This is a genomic window from Nocardia vaccinii NBRC 15922, from assembly GCF_001613305.1.
GTDB classification, from domain to species: Bacteria; Actinomycetota; Actinomycetes; order Mycobacteriales; family Mycobacteriaceae; genus Nocardia; species Nocardia vaccinii.
This window is the reverse complement of the sequence record NZ_BDCC01000038.1, coordinates 1-15,195: the sequence shown is the minus strand read 5'-3', so window position 1 is coordinate 15,195 and position 15,195 is coordinate 1. Positions and strand designations below refer to the sequence as shown.

Here is a 15,195-nt window from a genome sequence, read left to right as displayed (position 1 = left end):
ACTGAACTCGCACGTGTTTCCAACCTGTTTTCACATTTCCTGAAGCCGACGCAGGATCTCGTCCAGCGCGGCACGTCCCGGTGCACGCGAATTGTCATCGCGCAGTTGGGAATCGGCCGGATCCACCCAGCGCCACAATTCCGGTCCGAATTGCAGCCGGCCCGCGGCCTCGGTGGCCCGCCGGTCCTTGGCGATGCGATGTCCGCTCGACAATTCGAACTCCTTGGCCAGCAACGGCCGCAGATGCCGATCCCAGTCCGCGCGGCTGCCGTCGGCTCGGTCGACGAGCATCTCCGCGCGGGCCCGCCAGCGGAACAACATCTCCGCCGGGCCGTTCTCGATATCACTGTCCGCCGGGTCGGCCGGACCGTCGGACTTCGTCCGCTCGGCCAGCGACCGCACCAGCATTCCCACCGCGCACAGCACCAGTACCCCCGTCAGTACCGGTAGCAGTGCACGTTGATTGTCGTACCCGATCGCCTCGATCAGCAGGATCAACGCGATCGATCCACCCACGACCGCCCCGCGACCCCACTCCGACATCCCGGTCATGAGCGCACCTCACCGGTGGTCGCACATGACATCCGTTGTGCCGCTGAGATATTCGCGTAAACGCTCACGATTCGGCCCTCTGCAGATCACCCAGCACGATGCGCAGCAACTGCTCCGCCCGCATGCGCTGCCATTCCAGCATCGAGTGCGGACTGAATCGCGCTTCCTCGAAGAGGATGACCAGCTCACGAGCCGAGGCGTCCCGCAAGACGCCGCGGTCGAAGGCGCGGGCCAGCACCTCCGAAGGGGTGTCGGAGATCAACGGAGCCACCTCGCGGGCGCGGGCGAGGCCGCTTTCCATGGCGACGTAGCAGGCGATGATGGCCGCCCGCGCGTCCTTTCCGGAGGCGATCATCGCGGCCAAGCCCATCTCGGCGACCTGCGCGAGCGATACCGCCTGCTCCGCCGGAGCGGACTCCGGCTCGGCCGCCGGCGCGTGCACGCGGCGGCGAGTGCCGACCCCGACGACGATCAATCCCACGATCGCGGCGAGGATCAGCGCACCCGCGGAAACCCCGATGACGATCATGGCATCGGGACTCAGCGGCGATTCGACGTCCGGCCCCGGCGACGGCGGCGCGGTGGTCGAAGGCGGCACCGGAGCCGGTTGCGCATCCGGACTCCGCGACGCCGGATGCACCACGCTGAGCTGATAGATCGCCCAGCTCAGCGCACCGAACACCGCGATCACCGCGAGCGAGACCAGCAGGAACAACCCGATCCGGCGCTTGCGCACCGGCCGCCGCACCCGATCGGGATGCGCGTCGGGCAGGGCCAGCGGCAGCCGATGCTGACTGGTGATCACACCCGCCAGCAGAATGACGATCGACACCAGCGAAAGCACCGGCATCAGCGCCACGGCGATCACCGACGGCGGCGACCCCACATGCGGCCCGTCACCACCCGGCAGATATCCGCGCAATGCGATGACGACGAGCGCCAGCAGTGCGATCAACCCGATCGCACGCGGTATCGCCGTACCCACCCCGACCAAGGGCTGTTCTCCAATACATCAGCACTGCCACGAGCAGGCACATCGTTACATGCCGAACGGTCCGTGAGAGGCGAAATCGCGAGAGCAGCCGCATTTCCACCGCGTACCGGGGGCGATGTCGCGGCGCTGTCGGAGAAACCTGTGAAAGAGCACAACGGGTCGGTCGCGCGTTTCGGAGCATGGACGACGCGTGTCCGGCGAAAGCGGCGGGCGGCGATCATGGGATTCGGCGGCGTCAGATCCACCGTCGCAGTTCCGGGCGGGCGAGTTCGGCCCAGAGCATGGTGCGACCCGCGACGACATGCTGACCGCAGCGGACGCTGATCTTCTCGACGCACGGTGTGATCAGTGGGCCCGCGGCGGCGACAACATGCGCGTTCTCGGGGGAGTCACGCAATTCGACGACCACCCGGACGGCCGATATCGCGCGCAGGCGCAACATCATTCGAGTCGGATGGTCGAGCATCGAGGAGGTGACGGCGGTGACGAATGACGCCGTCAACTCGACCGCGAGACGCTCCGCGTCGACCAGCACATCCGCCCAGAACCAGCGGTGCATGGTGTTGCGGACGAACAGCCCGGCAATCGCGACCGCCGACCAGACCGCCGACAAGTCGATTCGATCGCTGCCACCCCCGGGCAGCACCACCGGCGGTGGCAGGCCGCGCGAACTCCCGACCCGCGTGGCGAGATGTGTTGCGACGCGGGCGAGTTGGTCAGCGAGTATTTGCTTTTCGCGATCGGACAGCAACCGTGTGGCCGCGTCGATGGCGATGCACTCACAGGCGCCGACGCGGCGGAGATCGTCCAGCAGATCGTCCCGCCCGGAATCCGAGGTCAACGAACCCACCTCGCACTGTCCCGGTCACGCCCGGGCGAGCGGTCGAGTTCATCAGGATATTCTTTCTCTGACCAATTCCACTGCAGCGCAGGGCAATCGGGCAATATGCGGCGACCAGTGGAAATCTCGTGAACGAGGTCTTCGTACGCCAGGGCGAGCTGGGCGAGACGCTGCCACATGTAGTGCCGCTCCAACTCCGGGATACCTCGATCCAGAGCGGCCCACGCCTCGACGGCGAAAGCGGCGATGCGATCGATCACCATGCCCACCGATTCACTGTGCAGATAGGCTCCACCGCGCACCTCCGGCTTGTTCGCCGCCACCCAGCAGTCGATGCCCCGCACCGACTCCGCTCGCTCCCTATCGATCTCGCGAAGCTGGTCACCACGAGCCCGGATGCGGAACTTGTGCAGACCACTCAAACGGTGCGCGGCCTGCAGAATCGGGTGCGGTACCAGCATATTGCCCGCGCACGCGGCGAGCAGCAGATCCTTGGACGGCAACGGCGCCGGCATCAACCCACCCGCCGATCGGCCGTCTCGAGGGGCCACCGACACGGCGGGTCCAGCGTCCACACATCCGCCGACTGTCGCAACAGATCCAGCCAGCCGGACACGTGAGCGATCGACGGAACCACCACGGCCGCAAAGCCGGACAACCCGAGCGAGGCAAGTAGCAGGGGGAACGATTCATCGGAACGTTCCAGAAACACGCCCCGCAGGTCCCAGCCCCGTTCGGCCGCGAGGGCCCGAATGTCGTCCACATACGCATCGGAACCATGCGGCGCAATGTCCAGGCGCACAATGCCATACGCGCGGGGCCTCACCGGATCGCCTCCAACCTATCGGCCGGATACTTCGATGGACGGCCAAATCTCCTCGGCCACATGATGTTTACCTCTCACTGTGTCGCTGGCGAGCACAGTCGCACCCCCTGGTGGCCAACGGACGGGTCGTGGTCGCAATGCGTTGTCGCACAACCGCATCAACCTGCCGTGCGCCCGAATCGGCCGATCTGGTACCAACTGTGAGGTAGAGCACCTGAACCATATAGCACTTAACTTAAGTCTTCAAGGTGTATGAAGCTAGTTCTTGATTGTGCTAGACAGATACGATCGACCCGACACACAGGAGTATTCGAGATGGCTCGCAGCTCGCCGACCGTCGCTGGATGGGAACTCATGCTCCGCATCCGCGAACAGAGCAAAACCCGCGGCGTGAAGGCCACCTCGATCCAAAAGGCGCTCGATGTCAGCGCGGCCTACTGGTCGCAGGTCACCCACTACCGAGGCGTTCTGACCGAGGAGAAGCTCAAGGTTCTACTCGACCTTCTCGAGTTCGAACCTGACGAGCAGGCGGAGTTGCTGCAACTCCGTACGATCGCGAGACAGCGCGGCTGGTGGAGCGAGTACTCGGCCGTATTCGACGATGAGCTGATGCGTTTCTACGGTCTCAAGGACGGCGCTGAAAGTATCCGCAGCCTTGATAGCGGCGTCGTTCCAGGACTGCTTCAGACCGAGGACTACGTCCGTGCTCTGATGTCGGCGATCGTATCCACCGGGAGGCCGACCGAGGCACAACAGCGCCTGCGAGCTCGACTGCATCGCCAACGGCGTCTCAACGGCCCCGACGCGGTTCACCTGTCGGTGATCATCGGACAAGCAGCGCTGATGCAGGAAGTAGGAGGCCCACAGATCCTGCGCGAACAGCTATTCCATCTGATCGAACTGGTGGAGGCACATCCGGACAACCTCGATCTGCGGGTCGTTCCGTTCAACGCAAGCGGCTCGGTGGCCGGACTCAACGCAGCAACGTTCCATCTTCTCGATTTCGGCAGCCCACGGCTGCCTATGCTCGGCTGGCTCGAATCAGCGATCTACGGCGAGGTCACCGACGATCGCCAGAAGGTCGAAGCGCTGGATTTCCTGTATAACCAGCTCCGCACGATCGCTCTCGAACGCGAGGAATCAGTGAAACTGATCAGTCAACTCGCACGTCGGTAGTCTGACTGCTATGACCACCTGGTTCAAATCTACGTTCAGCGGCTCGGACAAGACCTGCGTCGAGATCGCGCATCGTCCCGATAGCGTCCTGATCCGTGACAGCAAATACGTTGGCCCCGAACAGAACCAGCCGATCATCACGGTCCCGGCGACGCACTGGCAGCACGTTCTCGACCAGGTACTGAGCGCGACCCCCGGCACAATCGCCGACGCCCTCACCCTGACCCTGCACCCCGACGGCAGCGCCGCTCTCGACGACGCCACCGGCACCACCCTGAGCTACAACGCCGCGGAATGGGACGCCTTCACCAAAGGCATCGCCGACGGCCAGTTCAGCCGCCCCTGATCTGCCGTCCGAGCGTCATTCGTTTCTCCAGAATCCGCAAACAGCCTGACGCAGTCGGGCTCGTGCGGGGAACTCGCGTGATCGAACCGGACACCGTCTACGATCATTCGACTACACCCCCGCAAACAGAGTCAGGCCGCGCCGGACTGCCGCTCCTCTGCGTAGCGCGGTGCGAGTGCCTCCATCTGCTCGATCACGACACGGATGGCCTCCGGCTGCTTGTCCGGCGGGTACTTGTACTTGATCAGCAGCCGTTTGATCGAGGACCGGAGTTTGGCGCGGACATCGTCGCGAACTGTCCAGTCCGTCTTGACATCTCGGCGCATGATCTTGACCAGCTCGCGAGCGATGTGGCCGAGGACGTCGTTACCCATTTGTTCGACGGCCGACTCGTTCTCGGAGACCGCGTCGTAGAAGGCGAGTTCGTCTTCGGACAATTCGGGGGTGAAGTTCTTGCCACGCTCGCGTTCGGCCGCGGCCTCGCGTGCGAGGTCGATCAGTTCCGCGATGACCTGAGCGGAAGTGAGTTGCTGATTCGTATAGCGGTTCATGAGGTCGCGGATACGTTGGGAGAAGGCGCGCTGACGAACCAGGTTGTTACGGGTGCTGCGGCGGACCTCTTCGGTCAGGGCCGCGCGGAGTGCCTCGATCGCGAGATGCGGGTTCTCCGCTTGTCGCGCATGGGCTTCGAATTCCGGGGTCAGCTCGGTCAGCGACGGCTTGGGAAGGCCCGCAGCAGCGTAGATGTCCACGATCTCGCCGGATCCGGTCGTCTCGGCGACCAGGGATGCGAGCATACGCTGGATTTCGGCCGGGACCGGACGACCGTCGGCCTTACGTTGTTCGGCATCGTATTTGGCCATCCACACGCGGACCTCTTCGTAGAATCTGGCCGTGGCGCGCAGGTGTGTCAAGGTCTCCGATCCCGAGCAGACGGCCCAGGCCCGTGCGAGCTGGTTCGCCAGCGTGCGGAAGCGATTCACCAGCTTGTCGGATTCGTTCGGGACCTGGTTTCCCGGCGTCCGAACGGACCGCAGATACTCGGTCATGCCGACCACCGCTTGAAGCCAACTCCGCTGCCCGGTATCGAGTTTCGACTTCCACGGGTAGCCGGCGCAGAGCTGATCCAATGCGTCGAGCAGCTGCACGGTCAGCTGGGCCATCTCTTCGGTGTTCTGGCCCACCGGACGCTCTTTGCGGTCGGTGACTGTGTACTCCGCGAGCGCTTTTTCCAGATTTTCCGCGAGGGGCGCGTAGGCGACCACCAAGCCGTGCTCTTTACCCTCGAAAGTGCGGTTCACCCGCGCAATGGTCTGCATCAGCAGTGCGCCCTTGAGCGGGCGATCCAGATACAGGGTGTGCAGCGGCGGGGCGTCGAAACCGGTGAGCAGCATGTCCTTCACGATCACCAGCTGCAACGGATCATCCGCACGCTTCAAGCGAGCCTGGATCTTCTTGTTCTCACCATCGCGACGAACGTGCTTGGCCACCGCGCCTTGGTCTTTCGCGGAACCCGAGTACACGACCTTGATGACACCGTCACCGATGGAATCGGACTCCCATTCGGGCTTGAGCTTGACGATCTCGTCATAGAGCGCCGCACAGATCTCGCGAGTGCCGCCGACGATCAGGGCTTTGCCCGGTCCACCGATGAATTCGGTCATAGCTTGGGACCGGTTCTGCCAATGGTCGACGATGTCCTTGGCGACTCGTTCGACGCGGGCCGGGGCACCATAGATGGCGTTGATCACCGCGACCGACTGTTCGACGCGCGCACGCTCGACATCGTCCAGGCCGAGCACGGCTTCATCAGCAGCATTGTCGATATCTGAATCCGAAACGCCCTCGACCACACGAACTTCCGGAAGGCGCGGTTCGAAGACCACTCGCACGGTGGCACCGTCGTCGACCGCACGAGTCAAGTCGTAGACATCGATGTAGTCGCCGAAGACCTTGCGGGTGTTGCGGTCATCGAAAGAGATCGGAGTACCCGTGAACGCGATCAGCGTCGCGTTCGGCAATGCATCCTTGAGATGGCGGGCATAGCCGTCCAGATCGTCGTAGTGGCTACGATGCGCTTCGTCAACGATGACGATGACATTCCGGCGATCGGTGAGGAGTGGATGGTCCAGGCCGGATTCCTTCTCCGCCTTGGATAATCCGAACTTCTGCAACGTCGTGAAGTAGATGCCACCGGTGATGCGATCACTCAGTGCCGACCGGAGTTCGATACGGCTCTGCACTTGAATAGGCTTCTCCGCCAACAGCATCGACTTATCGAAGGTCTGGAACAGCTGGCCGTCGAGCTCGGTACGGTCGGTGACCACGATGATGGTCGGATTCTTCAACCGCGGCTGTTTGCTCACCAGATGGGCGTAAAGCTCCATCTCCATCGACTTGCCGGACCCCTGGGTGTGCCAGACCACGCCGGCCTTACCGTCCGTCTCGACCGCGTCGACGGTGCAGCCGACAGCTTTCGTCACCGCGAAGTACTGGTGCGGCTTGGCAATTCGCTTCACCAAGCCGTCACCGGTCGAGTCGAATGCGACGAAGTTCCGCTGGATCTGCAGAAATCGCTCCGACTGCAGCACACCGTCGATCAGGAATTCCAGCTCGACACCGGCGTGGTCCTCATCCAGCGCCTCACCGATCTTGACCGGCTTGCCGTCCTCGTCGACATTCCACGGGGCGTAGTGATTCAGCGGTGTGAACGGAGTGCCGTAGCGGGCACTGCGGCCATCACTGATCACCGTCAGCACCGCGAACCGGAACGCCAGCGGAAACTCTCGCAGGTAGGTCCCCAGTTGAGCATGGGCCGACGCCAAATCCGCCTGCGCCGCCCCGGCCTTCTTCAATTCGAAGATACCGACCGGCATCCCGTTGAGGTATAGCACCACATCGAAGCGCCGTACCGCATCCCGCGACCGCACCGTCACCTGACTGACGGCCAGCAGCTCATTGTCCTCAACCCGTGACCCGACCAAACGAATCGTCGGATTCTGTTCCATCCCTTGATGATCGATATAGCTGACCCCGCGATACCCATTGGTCAGGATCTCGTGCAGCCGCTGATTCTCGGCCAACGCATCTTGCGACTTGGGCGCCACGATCTCGGCCCGAGCCTGCTCCAGATACTCCGCCGGAACCTGCGGATTCAGCGCCCGCATCCGAGCCAGCATCCGCCCCGGCAACACAATGTCGTCCCACGACGTGCGCCCCAGATCGGTACCGGGCGCAATTACACTGCCCGCCAACGGCTCCCACTCGTTCTCGGCAAGCTCATCCAGCGCCAGCTGCTCCCACTGGGCCTCGCTGAAACCAGCGTTCTCGACCATCAGGCAATCTTTTCCACTATCTGCTCGGCGTCTTTGACGCGAAGCTTTCCGGACATCAGGAGAGGGAGGAGTTCGTCGCGGGTTTGGGCGAGTTGCAGATTTTCCACCTCAGCGGCTAGAGCACGATTCCACAAGCCCGTCATCAGTTCGTCGATACCCTTGACATTACGGGGAGACGGAATTGCTGCCAACTCGTCCAAATGGCGTCGTTGAATGTGCCCCATCGTCGTAGCCTTATCTGCCGCAATAGCTTTAAACGCAGCCAGCATCGAGAGCACAGCTTGATTAACCATCCACAATGGGCGACCAGTTACGGGCATAACCTTGAAGATGTGTTGGTTGATAATTGCCTCGGGATGGAACCATCTCGCAACGGTCAAGGACCCTGACCATGCAAACAGCAGATCGCCAGGCCTGGCTACGTGGTCGTCATGAACCTCGATGTCGTTGTAAACAGTAGACCCGCCGATGCCAGAATTCAGTTCAGCGATTCTGATGACGACGCGCCCGGATCCGGATGCATCCTTCGTGAATGCTTTACCGTTCACGAACCGAGCCAAAGAAGAGAGAGGCACCTGCTCACTCTCATCGAGCGCATTCAGCCACAATGCATTGGCTAACTCATCTGACTTTTGTGTTACCGTGTCGTTGGCGGCAATCTTGTCGTCGAGCACTCCCAACACCTCCGCTATCGCATCTTGTTCCGACCTGGTCGGTAGACAAACTGGCAACTCCCTGAGGCTACTCAGATTGATCTTCTGCGTAACGCTCCCGCTCAACCGAGCAGCGAGCCAGTCGATGGCAGCCGGGGACTTCAAGTACCAGTTGACATATTCATGGTTTGCGACGCCGTTAAGCGCAACTGTCGCAACGTCACGCGACACGTTGAAGCCAGCCATTTCCATCGGAACCAAGGCGCTATAACCAGGTTCGGAAATCAAATTTATGACAATCTCGCCCCCCACAAGAATCGTTCGGCTATATTGGTTACTTACCTCTTCGGTAACCCGCTTTTCGTCGTTGAATACAATGCGATTGTTCCGAATATCACCACCCCGAATTACCGGAACGCCGCCCTCAATGTAATCACCGACTTTAACAATTCCGTAAGTAATCCCCCTTTTAGCATCACAGAGCTCGATCAGAGGAACCATCGAAATATCAGCCATTTAGGAGCTCCAGTTGGTCTCGCACAATCCTGTCCAGACGCGCGGACTCGTCGAATGCGGTATATAGCTCGTTCGTGAGGCGCTGAATTTTATCTTCGAGGGGTTCATTATCAACTTCACCTTCGACCGAACCAACAAAACGACCCGGGACCAGCGTGTATGCTGCCGCCTTGATTTCCTCAACAGTCACCGACTTACAGAATCCGGGCACGTCCTCATAGCTCAACCCCTTCCGCGCTGCCGAATCCGTCCCACGCCATACGTGATACGTGTCGGCGATGCGCACGATGTCCTCATCGCTGAGTGCCCGTTCGGCCCGGTCTACCATGTACCCTAATTCGCGGGCGTCGACGAACAGCACCTCACCCCGCCGGTCCACGGCCCCGAACCTCCCGGCAGACTTATCTCTGGCGAAGAACCACACGCACACTGGGATCCCTGTTGAGCGGAACAATTGGGTGGGCATGGCGATCATGCAGGACACGAGATCCGCCTCCACGAGTCGAGCCCGAATCTCTCCCTCGCCGTTGGAATTCGACGACATCGAGCCGTTCGCCATCACCACGCCCGCTTGCCCCTGCGGACCCAGTTTGGAAATAACATGCTGTATCCAGGCAAAGTTGGCATTATTGGCCGGCGGTACCCCATACTCCCACCGAGTATCGTCCGTGTTACGCGTCCAGTCCTTGATGTTGAAGGGCGGATTCGTCATGACGTAATCCATCTGCACACCGGCATGTTGGTCACGAGCGAAAGTGTCGCCCCAGCGAGCCCCCAGTCCCTTATTGTCGATGCCATGGATGGCGAGGTTCATCTTGGCCATACGCCAGGTTTCCTCGATGGCCTCCTGACCATAGATGGCGATGTCGTGTGGATCACCGTTGTGGTCCCAGATGAACTTCTCCGACTGCACGAACATGCCGCCGGAACCACAGCAAGGGTCGTAGATTCGCCCCTTCGTCGGTTCGAGCATCTCGACGATGGTCTTGACGACGCTGGGCGGGGTGAAGAACTCTCCGCCCCGCTTGCCCTCCGCGCGAGCGAAATTGCCGAGGAAGTACTCGTACACCTCACCCATGAGGTCACGGGCCTTGTGTTCACCTTGCCGGCTGAACCGCGCACTGTTGAACAGATCGATCAGCTCACCGAGCCGTCGCTGATCGATGTTGTCCTTGTTGTAGAGCCGAGGCAGAGTCCCACGCAGCGACTCGTTCTCGTGCATCACCGCGTCCATGGCCTCGTCGATCAGCTGACCGATGGTCTTGGTGAGCGAACCGCTCGCGTCGACAAGTCCTTTCGCGTTGTCCGCGAGGAACTTCCAGCGGGCGGCCTCCGGCACCAGGAACACCCCGTACCCCTGGTACTCCTCCGGATCGTCGATCACCTGCTCGATCTGCTCGTCGTCCCAGCCTTCCTCGACCAGGCCCGCGCGGATCTGTTCCCGGCGTTCGTCGTAGGCGTCGGATACGTACTTCAGGAACACCAGACCGAGGATGACGTCCTTGTACTGGTTCGCGGACAGCGAACCGCGGAGTTTGTCGGCCGCCTTCCACAGCGTGTCCTTCAACTCCTTCATCGTCGACGGGGCCGTGTTGTCCTTCGTCGACTGCCTTTTCCTCGGGGGCACCCGGGGGCTCCTTTCCTCTGTCATGACAAAACCTTCTCCGGCGCGTGCAGACTCACCGTGCCCGCGGCAATGCCGTCGATGAGGGCTCGGCACAGATCCGTCGAGGCACTAAGTCGTTTCCGCAGCTCCGACTCGTAGTCTTCGGCGCGACCGAGTACATCCTCGAGCAACGACGCTTCGCCGCGATCGATCATCGGAACATTCCACTGCTTCCATTCCTGGCAATGCTCGGGCTGACGGTTGATCAGCGCGGCCAGTGCCCGGGGACCGATCCCGAACTCGGGGTTCGGGCGCAGCACCCGTGAAGGGCTGGCGACCAGGACACCGCCGACCTCGTCCACCCGAGCGTGGGGCGGCTTCTCCATAAAGATCACATCGCCCGGTTGGGTCCGCACCGCTCGACTGTAGTGTTTCTCCGCATCCAGGGGATCCAGCGTAACGCCGTCGCTGCTGTGGTCGGCCGACAGGACCGGAACCGTCGAGCCTGGCGAAGCGTGCGCCGCATCGATTCTGCTGCCCCGGTGTACTCGCAACATCTTCTGCTCCACCAGCTGACCGAGCGACAGATTCCGTACCTTCAACGCGCCTGCCGCAGGAACAACCAAGACATCGAGCGTGCCCGGTATTTCGCTGGTGACAAGTGTTGCCGCGTGGATTCGGTCGATGTCTTGCAGGGAGTCGGAGGTACGCAGTCGATCTGCGGCTATGCCCTGCGGAACCACGGTATGGCCCGCCAGAATTGCTGAGCGATCGTGCACCCGCGCATAACGGAGTTCTCTGTGCCGCGTACGTGCCAGCGCCTCGACGATATCCGCAGCCAGCGCATCGGTTTCGAGATCGCCGGTGGTCGGCGCAGCCAGATCCGCAACGAGGGGCTGCTCGATCTTGGCGCCACCCACGGCGATCCATACACCGAGTGCCTGGCGGTGCGCTTCCCGCCACCAACCGCGTGGCAACCGCAAGGCCATCGCCAATCCGATCACGCGCAAGGTCGCCGCGCGCTTCTGCTCCAGATCACCACGCAGGTTGTCGCACAACGCGGAGGACGGCCCGATCACGACTGCCAGCTCACCCGGTTCCAGATCGATCAGCACATCGTCGACACGATCGAGCGCCTCCGCGGTTTTCGCTCCGACCACCGAGGCCAGGCGCACTCGACGTGAGTCCGTGAGGCTGTCGACCTCGGTGCCCCGGATCGTCGCCCGCCGGCGCAACCGCCTCGCCTCCGCGCTCGTACCGACGACCGACAGATACATCTCGTCATCTGCCAGAGCGAGCACCAGGTCAGGGGTATCGCCCGATGAAACAAGTTGCGCGGCACCAGGTTCAGGAAAATTCAAGCAGGTATGGACGATCGCACGGAACACCGACAGAGCCTGTGGCGTGAGATCACGAGTCTCCAGACTCCGGCCCGCTCGGCTTGCCTCCAGTCGTTCCAGTGCATCCGCCGGTCCGAACGTGGACTCGATCAGGTCGTCGATATAGGACAGAACTGCGGGCGTCGCGCTGAGACCGGTTATCTCCGAAACCAGCATGTGATCGTGCGGGTCCGCTTCACGAGCCAGCTCGATTCGTTGTTCGCTGGTCGATCCGGCCAGTTCGCTGCCGGTACACACCTGCAGGCACAACAGCGCCACCAAGTCGTCCAGCGAAACCCCTTCAGGGACGGTGATTCCCGGAGCATCCAGGCGGTGCGCGTCGTTGTTTCCGCGCCCCGTTCGTTCCAGCCATTCGAGAACGTCTTCGCGACGGAAACGCTCCCCGCGGGCGGCGGTCGGGACCGGAGGCGGAAACGGGATCAACTCGCCGCGAACCGACGGGCGGTTGCGCCACGTCGAGACAACCGGCCGCTTGACCTGCGCGAGATCGGCGATGTCCTGCAACGACAGCGTCGGCTCCGACTCGTCCATCCCTTCCTCCCATCCTTCAGACAACGTGATGACACAGACGGTACGGCCACTCTGCGTCGCTAATTGACCAAATGAGTGATAAGCGGCCTTATCGGTGATTCTCCTCGTCATCATCACATACAAACCTCCAGGCTGTAGCCATCACTACTTACCGCCGAGGAGTTCACATGAGCACACGTCGAGACCCACGGCCGCGCTGTTACACAAGCGCGCGGCGCGGCGGTCAAGCGCGTCGACACCGCGAACTCACCGTCGAGCACGGCAACGATCTGCGATCGCTGCCGCCGCTGATCCGGGTATCGCGATGCCACTGTGGGAAACTCACCTACTTCGCCTACCGCGACGCCGAGCTGGCCTTGGCCGGGGTCGACCACAGCAACCCGCGCCGCCGGGAATGCCGGATCTACGCCTGCCCGATCCGCGGGGGCTGGCACCTGACCAGCCAGGAACGTAGGTCGCCAGCGCATGAGCACAAGGCTCGGAACTGAAAGTCCAAGACACCAAGCGGAATTCGTTAGCCTGACACCTGATAAGAGCACTTATCGGAAGCGGCTCTCGACGCTCCCCCGGCAGGTGTGATGAAGTAGCCGCCGCTCAGATTACTTCATTGCGAGCCATTCGCTCATCTCTTCCCGATCACAAAGATTGGAGCGCAGCTCCATGCTGCCCGAAACAACTGTGCCCGAATCATTTACACCGTCGCTAGCCGTCCTGCACGCCACGGCGGAGGAGATGTCCATCTGGCACGTCAACATCGGTGCGACGCAGTCATTTTCACGCCTCACCGGCGCGTGGGTGGTGCCGCGCACCGATGGGGACACCGTGCGATCCGTGCTTCACGGCCGCCCCTGGGCGTACTGCGGCGACACCGCAGTTCTCCAGCTGGACGTCGTCACTTCCTGCCTCGTCGACGTTGCGGCGACCAGACAGCGAGCGGCGGACGAAATCAGACAGGCGGTCGCGTTGTTCACGGACTACGCCACGTCCGTGAAACACCCTCTGGTACAGCCGGACTGGCCATCACTCACGCACAGCGTGGTCGCACCGACCACCGTTAACGAGAAGACGCAATCCGCGCTCGACCTCGCTTACGAAATAGCAGAACTGGCCCAATCCTGGGCCGACTTCGAGTCGCTGCGCATCGCACGCGACTACCTCATTCCGCTCGGCGGGCCGCTCGCCCGCCCCCTACCCCTGGAGAAAACCCGATGAGCCTGTCATTCGCCGCGATCGACGTAGAGACCGCGAACCCGACATACGGAAGCATCTGCTCGATCGGAGTTGCCCTCGTACACAACGGTGTTCGCGTCACGACGCGGTCGCTGCTGTGCCGGCCGCCCGCCGCGGTGGGCGAGTTCGGAGTCCGCAATATGCAGATCCACCGGATCACGCCCACGATGGTCGCGGACCAGCCCGAATTCGTAGATCGGCTGCGCGAGGTCCACACCTTGGTCGGCGATCTGCCGGTCATCGCGTACAACGCGAAATTCGATATGAGCAATGTCGAACGAGCCTGCCGGTTCAGTGGGGCGAGCCTGCCCGAGTGGGAGTACGGCTGCGCGCTGATCTGGGCGCGGCAGCAGCTTCAGCTGCCGAGCTACAAGCTCAACCACGTCACGCGGAGTCTTGGGGTGAACCTGAGCAACCATCACGAGGCCGGAGCGGATGCCGCGGCAGCGGCCGACGTCACCATCAAGCTGGCTTCGGTGTCGGGGGCACGCACAATCCCGGAATTGGCGCGGGCGAACCGGACTCGGCTGTCGCGGCTCGGCGGTGCTCGACGATGAGTCACGACGTTGAGTTGCCGCAGGACCCGAGGGTCGCGAGCTTGACCCTGGCGCGGAGCCGGAATCTACGAGCCCTCACGGCCATACTGGCCGACCTCGATGGCGGTGAACTGGTCGAGGCGACATTCCGATCCGATCTGTACGGGCCGTTCATGATTCATGGTCGTGTCGTGCGTTCTCGGGCTACCGACGGTCTGCTGGTAGCCGGTCACTTCCTGGACACCACCACCGCCGGCACACCAAAACCCGCGCCAGATTTGTTCGCGCTCGCTCCAGCGGCCGATCTCCCCACGCAAGTGACGCCAACGGCGTGCATCGCCAATATCGAACATGGCGACATCGTCGAAGCCCGCTTCGAACAGCAGCCCTACGGCCAGTTCGTCATCACCGGGTTCGCGGTCCACGCGCCGGTAGCCGGAGACACATTGATCGTGGGCGGCTGGTATCTCAGCGGTCGTGAACCAGGCAGTGCCGCACCGCGATTGCTCGAAGTCCAAATAGTTGCCGATACCTGCTCTCACCAAGTGCGCACACCAGGCCGGATCGACCGTTGGCCCACACAGAACACCGACTCACGCTGACTCGACGACAGGGCGAAGCCGAAGGATGGTCACCGAAAGCCGCCCCCTAAT

15 protein-coding genes are annotated in these 15,195 nt (G+C 62.3%); 5 read left to right on the top strand and 10 right to left on the bottom strand.

The features are described 5' to 3' along the window. Window positions 1–30: 30 nt before the first annotated feature. From NV1_RS25095 to NV1_RS25075, 5 genes are all read right to left on the bottom strand, one after another. Window positions 31–552, bottom strand: a complete 522-nt coding sequence (locus tag NV1_RS25095; protein ID WP_245713902.1) for a hypothetical protein — start codon at window positions 550–552, stop codon at window positions 31–33. Window positions 553–616: 64 nt separating this feature from the next. Further along, window positions 617–1,537, bottom strand: a complete 921-nt coding sequence (locus tag NV1_RS25090; RefSeq protein ID WP_245713908.1) for a DUF4129 domain-containing protein — start codon at window positions 1,535–1,537, stop codon at window positions 617–619. A gap of 244 nt (window positions 1,538–1,781) precedes the next feature. Continuing rightward, complete coding sequence (locus NV1_RS25085; protein WP_157117352.1) at window positions 1,782–2,387, bottom strand: hypothetical protein; 606 nt, start codon at window positions 2,385–2,387, stop codon at window positions 1,782–1,784. Next, on the bottom strand, window positions 2,384–2,902 hold the full coding sequence (locus NV1_RS25080; protein ID WP_067896128.1) for a DUF4254 domain-containing protein: 519 nt from the start codon (window positions 2,900–2,902) through the stop codon (window positions 2,384–2,386). The genes NV1_RS25085 and NV1_RS25080 overlap by 4 nt, the downstream gene beginning before the upstream one ends. Then, window positions 2,902–3,150 carry a hypothetical protein gene (locus NV1_RS25075; protein ID WP_157117351.1) on the bottom strand — a complete coding sequence of 83 codons (249 nt, stop codon included), beginning with the start codon at window positions 3,148–3,150 and terminating at the stop codon, window positions 2,902–2,904. The genes NV1_RS25080 and NV1_RS25075 overlap by 1 nt, the downstream gene beginning before the upstream one ends. A 378-nt stretch (window positions 3,151–3,528) precedes the next feature. Between NV1_RS25075 and NV1_RS25070 the strand changes: the two genes are divergently transcribed. Continuing rightward, window positions 3,529–4,389 carry a DUF5753 domain-containing protein gene (locus tag NV1_RS25070; protein ID WP_067896121.1) on the top strand — a complete coding sequence of 287 codons (861 nt, stop codon included), beginning with the start codon at window positions 3,529–3,531 and terminating at the stop codon, window positions 4,387–4,389. Window positions 4,390–4,399: 10 nt separating this feature from the next. After that, window positions 4,400–4,735, top strand: a complete 336-nt coding sequence (locus NV1_RS25065) for a DUF397 domain-containing protein (RefSeq protein WP_067896118.1) — start codon at window positions 4,400–4,402, stop codon at window positions 4,733–4,735. A gap of 131 nt (window positions 4,736–4,866) precedes the next feature. Here NV1_RS25065 and NV1_RS25060 read toward each other — a convergent pair whose 3' ends face one another. The 4 genes from NV1_RS25060 to NV1_RS25045 are packed head-to-tail and all read right to left on the bottom strand — an operon-like array spanning window position 4,867 to window position 12,776. After that, entirely contained in the window at window positions 4,867–8,070 is a 3,204-nt protein-coding gene (locus NV1_RS25060) for a type I restriction endonuclease subunit R (RefSeq protein WP_067896115.1), read from the bottom strand. Beyond that, a complete protein-coding gene (locus NV1_RS25055) occupies window positions 8,070–9,239 on the bottom strand; it encodes a restriction endonuclease subunit S (protein ID WP_084525752.1) in 1,170 nt (389 codons plus the stop codon). Before NV1_RS25055 ends, NV1_RS25060 begins: the two co-directional genes overlap by 1 nt. Beyond that, window positions 9,232–10,866 (bottom strand): class I SAM-dependent DNA methyltransferase, encoded by a 1,635-nt coding sequence (locus NV1_RS25050; RefSeq protein WP_067896176.1) that lies wholly within the window; start codon window positions 10,864–10,866, stop codon window positions 9,232–9,234. The genes NV1_RS25055 and NV1_RS25050 overlap by 8 nt, the downstream gene beginning before the upstream one ends. Before the next feature lie 20 nt (window positions 10,867–10,886). Continuing rightward, window positions 10,887–12,776, bottom strand: coding sequence for a helix-turn-helix transcriptional regulator (locus NV1_RS25045; RefSeq protein ID WP_067896109.1), 1,890 nt, complete (start codon window positions 12,774–12,776; stop codon window positions 10,887–10,889). A gap of 167 nt (window positions 12,777–12,943) precedes the next feature. Here NV1_RS25045 and NV1_RS43795 point away from each other — a divergent pair, with 167 nt between their 5' ends. The 3 genes from NV1_RS43795 to NV1_RS25035 all read left to right on the top strand — a co-directional run bounded on the left by NV1_RS43795 (window position 12,944) and on the right by NV1_RS25035 (window position 14,563). Next, on the top strand, window positions 12,944–13,264 hold the full coding sequence (locus NV1_RS43795; RefSeq protein ID WP_157117350.1) for a hypothetical protein: 321 nt from the start codon (window positions 12,944–12,946) through the stop codon (window positions 13,262–13,264). Window positions 13,265–13,436: 172 nt separating this feature from the next. Further along, window positions 13,437–13,988 (top strand): hypothetical protein, encoded by a 552-nt coding sequence (locus tag NV1_RS25040; RefSeq protein WP_157117349.1) that lies wholly within the window; start codon window positions 13,437–13,439, stop codon window positions 13,986–13,988. Next, entirely contained in the window at window positions 13,985–14,563 is a 579-nt protein-coding gene (locus NV1_RS25035; RefSeq protein ID WP_067896102.1) for an exonuclease domain-containing protein, read from the top strand. The genes NV1_RS25040 and NV1_RS25035 overlap by 4 nt, the downstream gene beginning before the upstream one ends. Window positions 14,564–14,628: 65 nt before the next feature. Here NV1_RS25035 and NV1_RS25030 read toward each other — a convergent pair whose 3' ends face one another. Beyond that, complete coding sequence (locus tag NV1_RS25030) at window positions 14,629–15,060, bottom strand: hypothetical protein (RefSeq protein ID WP_157117347.1); 432 nt, start codon at window positions 15,058–15,060, stop codon at window positions 14,629–14,631. Between the last annotated feature and the right edge of the window lie 135 nt (window positions 15,061–15,195).

Coding starts and splice junctions, on each gene's coding strand:
- NV1_RS25095 (WP_245713902.1), bottom strand. CDS start 552: ATGACCGGGATGTCGGAGTGGGGTCGCGGGGCGGTCGTGGGTGGATCG.
- NV1_RS25080 (WP_067896128.1), bottom strand. CDS start 2,902: ATGCCGGCGCCGTTGCCGTCCAAGGATCTGCTGCTCGCCGCGTGCGCG.
- NV1_RS25070 (WP_067896121.1), top strand. CDS start 3,529: ATGGCTCGCAGCTCGCCGACCGTCGCTGGATGGGAACTCATGCTCCGC.
- NV1_RS25065 (WP_067896118.1), top strand. CDS start 4,400: ATGACCACCTGGTTCAAATCTACGTTCAGCGGCTCGGACAAGACCTGC.
- NV1_RS25060 (WP_067896115.1), bottom strand. CDS start 8,070: ATGGTCGAGAACGCTGGTTTCAGCGAGGCCCAGTGGGAGCAGCTGGCG.
- NV1_RS25055 (WP_084525752.1), bottom strand. CDS start 9,239: ATGGCTGATATTTCGATGGTTCCTCTGATCGAGCTCTGTGATGCTAAA.
- NV1_RS25045 (WP_067896109.1), bottom strand. CDS start 12,776: ATGGACGAGTCGGAGCCGACGCTGTCGTTGCAGGACATCGCCGATCTC.
- NV1_RS43795 (WP_157117350.1), top strand. CDS start 12,944: ATGAGCACACGTCGAGACCCACGGCCGCGCTGTTACACAAGCGCGCGG.
- NV1_RS25040 (WP_157117349.1), top strand. CDS start 13,437: ATGCTGCCCGAAACAACTGTGCCCGAATCATTTACACCGTCGCTAGCC.
- NV1_RS25035 (WP_067896102.1), top strand. CDS start 13,985: ATGAGCCTGTCATTCGCCGCGATCGACGTAGAGACCGCGAACCCGACA.